The sequence below is a fragment of the Arcticibacter svalbardensis MN12-7 genome, assembly GCF_000403135.1.
Classification (GTDB): Bacteria; Bacteroidota; Bacteroidia; order Sphingobacteriales; family Sphingobacteriaceae; genus Arcticibacter; species Arcticibacter svalbardensis.
Map to the genome: position 1 here is coordinate 1 of NZ_AQPN01000004.1, position 6,191 is coordinate 6,191.

Genomic DNA, 6,191 nt, shown 5'->3' on the forward strand with positions numbered 1-6,191 from the left:
CCACCTGGAGCAAAACCTAAATCAGTATCAGTCGAAAACATGTATTCCATATAAAGGTTTCTACCCGAAGCAAAAGGAGGAGTTTTTCGATTATTTAGAAAATGAATTACTAAATCATTCTGCTATGCCCCATTTTTCTGATAATATCAAAGAAAAATTGATTGATGATTTAACGGAAGTATATGCAAATATTGATAAGCATGCAGAAACGGAATTACCTTTCTTTGTTTGTGGTCAATATTACCCTGTTAAAGGAATGATCCATTTTACAATAAGTGATTTAGGTGTAGGATTTTTTAAAAAAATTAACGAAAGGCAACCAGACAAAATTCACTCTTGTGGGGATGCAATTTTATGGGCTATCGCTGGTAATAGTACTAAACCTGATGCTCTGGGTGGTAGTGGGTTAAAAAACCTTCACAATTACTTAGACGAAAATCAAGGTGGTTTACAAATTTATACTGGCAATGCAGGATGGTGCAGTAGGACATCAAAAACAAGTTTAATTTTCCCACAAGGTATAACAGACCTGAGAAATAATTATATTGGTGCTACAATTAATTTGGAATTCAATAAAAAAACATTACTTTCATAAATAATCATAGTTAAGATATTCTTATCTTTGTCGTCCTGAAAACAAGTGCATATATTTTTCGTTATTCTTTTGAAAAATACTCCCTCAACAATGAAAATTAACGTCACCGATATCTTAAATAGTTCGAATGCCTCTCTGCATGATGACGGCATAAGGGTTTATACTGAGATTAAAAAGCACTTAGGGGCTTCAAATAAAGAGGAGATTGAAGTTGATTTTTCTAACATAAAACGGTGTTCTACATTGTTTTTAAATGCTTCATTCGGGAAGCTTCTAGCAGATTATGGTGAAGAATTAGTAAAAAAACTTGTCCACCCTCGAAGTTATTCTCAAATACTGAATTTTAACCATAAGTATTCTGATATGTTTGATAACTTCGTTAATAAGGATAATTACCAAGCTTACCGAGAGGAAGCTCTTGCTTAAGCATTTTGAATATTATTAATTTACATCGTAATAGCAATCCTAAAGAGTGCAATTACATTTTAGATACTAATGTTTGGCTACCCATATTAGGCATTGATAACGAAGGCGCAAGTGAGCATTATAAAATTTATTTCGGTAAAATACTTTCGCTTGAATATGCAAGAATTCTGCTTTGCCCTATTCAAATCAGTGAAATATTAAATCGCTTGCTACGATTTAACGCAAGCAAGGCTTTCGATAAAAAATACAAAGACAAAAAAGGTGTAATGCCTTCAAGAAGCGACTTCTACAAGTCAGAATATAGATGTTCTGATGATTGTAAAATACAATATGAAACTATAATAGATGATATTGAAGGATATTCCTCTCATTTAGCGATTTCGGATGTTGGTTCGATAGATCTATCCAAGCTTACTGTTTTCGACTCCAAGAAGTTAGACTTTAACGATCACTTTTTATATTTATTAGCAAAAGAACAATCTGCAACAATTATTACCCACGATGCAGACTTTTTCGGATTAGATGTACCAGTCGGTACTTATAATATGAAACTTTTTAAATCTTACACTGATTCAATTAAGCCCAATAAATAACGAAGTTTGAGATGTAATAACGAATAATTTCAAGAAGGTTATCGTTATGTAATCTGTATAATTATACATTCAGGATAGATCCTATACGACTCTATGCTAAATATGATGTAAAAAAGGCACAAAAAGGGCACAATGCATTTGCATATAAATATGAAAAGTCGTAAAATCGCTTATTAGAAGCAATCAGAGCGGTTTTTGTGCCGTTACTGACAAGGTAAGAAAAAGACTGAAAATCCTTGTGTCTTAGACCATACAACCTGAATTGCGATTTATTGGTTATCATGCTACCTTAATTAAATCAGTTACATGAAGCTCTTCTTTTTTCTTTTTCTTTGTATGGCTCATACATGTATTGCTCAACAGGCAGATACTATTTGGTACAATAATAAATGGGAAAAATCTGATAAGGATCAATCTGCATTTTACAGAGTCATTAAACAGAAGACGCCTGGACATTACTTGGTTAAAGATTTCTTCTCCTCTGGCGAGATTCAAATGGAAGGTTCATATTTATCGCTAAATCCGGATGTTAAGGACGGTGATTTTGTTTATTGGTCTAAAGATGGCAAGAAAGAGATGGATTGATCGGAAAAGTAAGGAAGGCTAAGTCAGTTGCTTTTCTGGATTCACCAAAAACAGTTTCACTCTCTGCTCCTAAGCGAGAATTGAAAGAGCTTATAGATGTATTTACTCCGCGGATTGATTTAAGCCTTTTACCGGGAGAGACAAAGGAGGTTAAAACTTAAAATACCAGATGAAGTATTGCCTAAAGAGATTGTTATAACTGCTGAAGGATATAAAATCAGGAAGTTAACACACTAAAATGAATTATAAAATCACAGAATAAAGGTTACTCTCATTAAGAAATATCATCAGCGAACTAAATATTTACTAACATTGACCCCCATAACAGGAAAATTGAGTTTATGAAAATTACCAGAAGAAAAATGATTACAGGAGGAGCCGCCATTTTGGGGCTTTCTTTTATTAAGCCATTAACATTTGTGAATGCAAGTGAAAGGAGGAAGAATTCTTTAACTAGTTTTTTAAATCATGATCAAACTCCTCTTCAAGTGATAAACAGTGGCGTTGGAGGTGATAATACGATAGATCTTCTCGCTCGCATTGATAAGGATTGTATTAGCCATCATCCCCGATTAACGGTGCTAATGGTAGGTACAAATGATATGAATAGCGTAAAGTATGTACCTTTAATTGAATATGAGCAGAATCTTATTTCTATTGTTCAGAAAACTAAGGCAGCAGGGAGCAAGATTTTAATTATGAGTATTTTGCCCTTTTACGAACCTTATTTGTTAACCAGGCATCCTGCGAAATTTTATGAGCCGGAAGGGGTTTATGGCAGAAGACAACAGATGAATGAGGTGATTAAAAAAGTTGCTGATAAGTATAAGATCCACTTTTTAGATTTAGGACATCGATTCGAGGCCATTGGGGAAATTGGTCTGGATAAAGTTTCACTGCTTAGAAATGAAGCGAATTCTAACAAAACGGATGGCGTTCATCCAACAGCCAATGGTTATAGATTTATTGCACTTGCCGTGTATGATTACGTTGTTTTAGAGAAACTACCTCGAAATAATATTGTATGTTTTGGAGATAGCATTACCAAAGGCGATGGAACGATGGATAAAGATAGTTATCCGGCATTTTTTTCAAAACTCTTAGCTTAATTTAATGGAAGATTTTGTGAAAGAAAATCATTTGATAATTTATCGTGACGAATTATTGAATAGGGAAAACGGTGTGGTGATGAAAGATGGAATATCCGTACAATCACTGCTTTGTATTGGTCGCGAAGCAAATATCACTTACGGTGAGAATTGGAGGTCGCTAAATTGTTTAGAAAGCTAAAATGAGTCTTTACATCAAAATAAATTGCTTTTTGTATATAGTAGGCGTGATTCCAGTAACATGTTTAAATGTTTTTGTAAAGTGCAGCCTGTCAGAAAAACCGCAGACATAGGCCAGCTCATCAATAGAATCGTTGCTATGATGAATTAAATTGCAAGATAGCTCGACTTTCTTTTTAAGAATATATTGCTGAACAGACATACCGATATTTACTTTGAACAATCTTGAAAATGAATTGGTTGCCATATTTATTCTCTCAGCAAGCATTTCGTTTGAGAGTTTTTCAGGAAGATGTGCAATAATAAATTGTATTGTGTTATTGATCCTATTGTCCAATTTTCTTGCTTCCCATATACTTTCAGGAAGTTCCAATAAAACATGAGTGATTAATTCCTGTATTTTGAGGCATTCTAAAAATGGAAATAAATCTGAATCTTTTAAGCAGTATTCTTTAATGCATTTAATATATTCTAACAAATATGTTGTACAAGCCATGGAGTAAATTTGTGTTCTTACATAATCATGAGGAAAGCCCAAATTGAAATGAATAAATAAATGGTCAATTTTTCCCATATTCATCATTAGTTGAAGTGAATCAGTTTTTCCCATCTTCCTGCCGCTCACCCTTTCCCGAGCTGATCCTGTTAAGCCGCTTTTTAAATGCGTTGAAAAGGATGTATGAGGAGGAATAAGGATGATACTATCTTTACCCAAGGAAGTTAGCGTTTTTTCATAAACAATCTCAGCTCCAGGTAGCGAATTGTAATATAACCTCCAAAAGGGAACTGAAAGGTCGTTCCATTCCCACTCATCTAGCATCCAATATCTGCAGCATAATAATTTAATGCTCAAATTATTGAAATTTTGTTGAATTTCTGAAGGGTCTAACTTGCGTTTATCTAGTTTTCTATCTTTATTAAATGTTTGTTTTGTACTCATTTTCGAATGATTAGCATATTAATGTTCATCAAGAAAGTAGTTAATTTGCATTTACAATTTTAACCAAATTACCAAAGAAATGACAAATAATCAAACATTAAAAGGGAGTCCTTCTCTATACCCTTCAGGAACCTTTTTGCCTTTTTTCCTGGTTACAGCACTTTTCCTGTTTTGGGGAATCCCTAATAACCTTAATGACATTCTCATTCGTCAATTTATGAAGTCGTTTGAGCTTAGTAGGTTAGAAGCTGGTTTGGTTCAATCTGCTTTTTACCTGGGTTATTTTTTGTTTGCTATTCCCGCAGCCATGGTAATGAAGCGCTTTAATTACAAAACAGGACTTATTATCGGAATGTTGCTGTATGGGTTTGGTTCTTTGTTATTTTATCCAGCTGCGCTAGTTGGAGAATTTTGGTTTTTCCTCTTGGCATTGTTTGTTATAGCTGCAGGATTATCCTTTCTTGAAAAGGAGCAAATCCTTTCATAGCCCAACTGGGTGAACCTGAAACCGCTGCTAGAAGATTAAACTTATCACAAGCTTTTAATCCTGTGGGTGCAATTCTGGGTGTTATAGTTGGGACTTTATTCATATTTTCCGGAGTGGAGCATAGTCAACAAAGTATTGAGACGATGAAGGCATCCGGTTTGTATGATGCTTATCTGCAATCTGAAACTATGCGGGTTGTTATACCCTATATAGTTATAGGGTGCATCGTCTTAATATGGGCATTTGTTTTATATAAAACTAAATTCCCAGAGACAAAAAAAGAAGAGAATACGTCTTATAGTTCAAAAGGTAGTTTCAAAAAGCTGTTCAGTCACCGGCATTTTAGAAATGGGGTCATCACACAGTTTTGCTATGTTGGGGCACAAGTAGGTACATGGAGTTATTATATTCCCTATGTGCAGGATTATACCGGAGGAAGCGAAAAGCTTGCTGGATACCTGTTAACCGGAACCCTTGCCGCTTTTGGTATTGGGCGGTTTATGGCAACCATTGTCATGAAATATTATGCTCCGGAAAAATTGATGGGTGCTTTTTCAATTATTAATATTCTTTTAGTAAGTATCAGCGTGCTATTTCCAGGTTGGCTTGGATTATGGTCAATCTTTTTAACTAGTTTTTTTATGTCATTGATGTTTCCGACAATCTTTACTTTAAGCATTAAGGGATTAGGAGACAATACAAAGCTTGGCGGATCAATAATTGTTATGGCAATCATCGGAGGTGCTGTTTTTACACCTTTAATGGGGATAATAGCTGATAGCACTCATAGTATGGCTATCGCTATGCTCGTTCCATTGGCTTGTTACCTGGTCGTTACATGGTTTTCTTACAGTGGCTCGGCAAGTACATCAGATCTTAAAATTAGTGATGATCCAGAGGTTTTTACATCCCATTAATAAATAACATAAAATGATAAACGATTTAATAAAAGCAGAAATAACAAAGGTTTCAGAAGTTGCAGGCTATTTATGGCAAAGAGAGTGGTGCGAAAGAAACGCTGGTAATATTTCCATTGATCTTACCGGACTAGCCGAAATATCAGAAAAGGATTATATAGGAAAGCAATATGTTGAACGGAGTATGCCTTATGGTGCTGCAGGAAAACTCATATATATTACTGGTACTGGAGAACGTTTGAGAGAACTGGTAACTAAACCTGAAAAAGCATCTTGTATTATCCTGATCGATCAGGAAGCAAAGGGTTATTATATTATATGGGGAGCAGAGGGTAATGCTGCTTTTAGGCCTACCAGCG

At 34.8% G+C, this 6,191-nt stretch carries 9 protein-coding genes; 8 read left to right on the top strand and 1 reads right to left on the bottom strand.

The window, feature by feature from the left end; genetic code table 11:
* The 5 genes from ADIARSV_RS21745 to ADIARSV_RS00770 all read left to right on the top strand — a co-directional run.
* A partial coding sequence (locus ADIARSV_RS21745; protein WP_040298633.1) for a hypothetical protein occupies positions 1–595 on the top strand: 595 nt, incomplete at its 5' end.
* A 90-nt stretch (positions 596–685) separates the two neighbouring features.
* On the top strand, positions 686–1,021 hold the full coding sequence (locus ADIARSV_RS00755) for an STAS-like domain-containing protein (RefSeq protein WP_040298635.1): 336 nt from the start codon (positions 686–688) through the stop codon (positions 1,019–1,021).
* Positions 1,022–1,026: 5 nt separating this feature from the next.
* Entirely contained in the window at positions 1,027–1,614 is a 588-nt protein-coding gene (locus ADIARSV_RS00760) for a PIN domain-containing protein (RefSeq protein ID WP_016193422.1), read from the top strand.
* Positions 1,615–1,920: 306 nt separating this feature from the next.
* Complete coding sequence (locus ADIARSV_RS00765) at positions 1,921–2,199, top strand: hypothetical protein (protein ID WP_016193423.1); 279 nt, start codon at positions 1,921–1,923, stop codon at positions 2,197–2,199.
* A gap of 341 nt (positions 2,200–2,540) precedes the next feature.
* Positions 2,541–3,308 (top strand): SGNH/GDSL hydrolase family protein, encoded by a 768-nt coding sequence (locus ADIARSV_RS00770; protein ID WP_016193425.1) that lies wholly within the window; start codon positions 2,541–2,543, stop codon positions 3,306–3,308.
* A 190-nt stretch (positions 3,309–3,498) separates the two neighbouring features.
* Here ADIARSV_RS00770 and ADIARSV_RS00775 read toward each other — a convergent pair whose 3' ends face one another.
* Positions 3,499–4,203 carry a helix-turn-helix domain-containing protein gene (locus ADIARSV_RS00775; protein ID WP_235048340.1) on the bottom strand — a complete coding sequence of 235 codons (705 nt, stop codon included), beginning with the start codon at positions 4,201–4,203 and terminating at the stop codon, positions 3,499–3,501.
* A 304-nt stretch (positions 4,204–4,507) separates the two neighbouring features.
* Between ADIARSV_RS00775 and ADIARSV_RS22745 the strand changes: the two genes are divergently transcribed.
* From ADIARSV_RS22745 to ADIARSV_RS00785, 3 genes are all read left to right on the top strand, one after another.
* Positions 4,508–4,915 (top strand): MFS transporter, encoded by a 408-nt coding sequence (locus tag ADIARSV_RS22745; protein ID WP_016193428.1) that lies wholly within the window; start codon positions 4,508–4,510, stop codon positions 4,913–4,915.
* A gap of 5 nt (positions 4,916–4,920) precedes the next feature.
* Positions 4,921–5,832, top strand: a complete 912-nt coding sequence (locus tag ADIARSV_RS00780; RefSeq protein WP_262482214.1) for an MFS transporter — start codon at positions 4,921–4,923, stop codon at positions 5,830–5,832.
* Positions 5,833–5,845: 13 nt separating this feature from the next.
* The coding region (locus tag ADIARSV_RS00785) for a class II aldolase/adducin head domain-containing protein (protein WP_040298637.1) at positions 5,846–6,191 on the top strand (346 nt) is incomplete at its 3' end.

Bases quoted from the DNA above. Each gene is read 5' to 3' on its own strand.
- ADIARSV_RS00755 (WP_040298635.1), top strand. From the start codon at position 686: ATGAAAATTAACGTCACCGATATCTTAAATAGTTCGAATGCCTCTCTG.
- ADIARSV_RS00765 (WP_016193423.1), top strand. From the start codon at position 1,921: ATGAAGCTCTTCTTTTTTCTTTTTCTTTGTATGGCTCATACATGTATT.
- ADIARSV_RS00770 (WP_016193425.1), top strand. From the start codon at position 2,541: ATGAAAATTACCAGAAGAAAAATGATTACAGGAGGAGCCGCCATTTTG.
- ADIARSV_RS22745 (WP_016193428.1), top strand. From the start codon at position 4,508: ATGACAAATAATCAAACATTAAAAGGGAGTCCTTCTCTATACCCTTCA.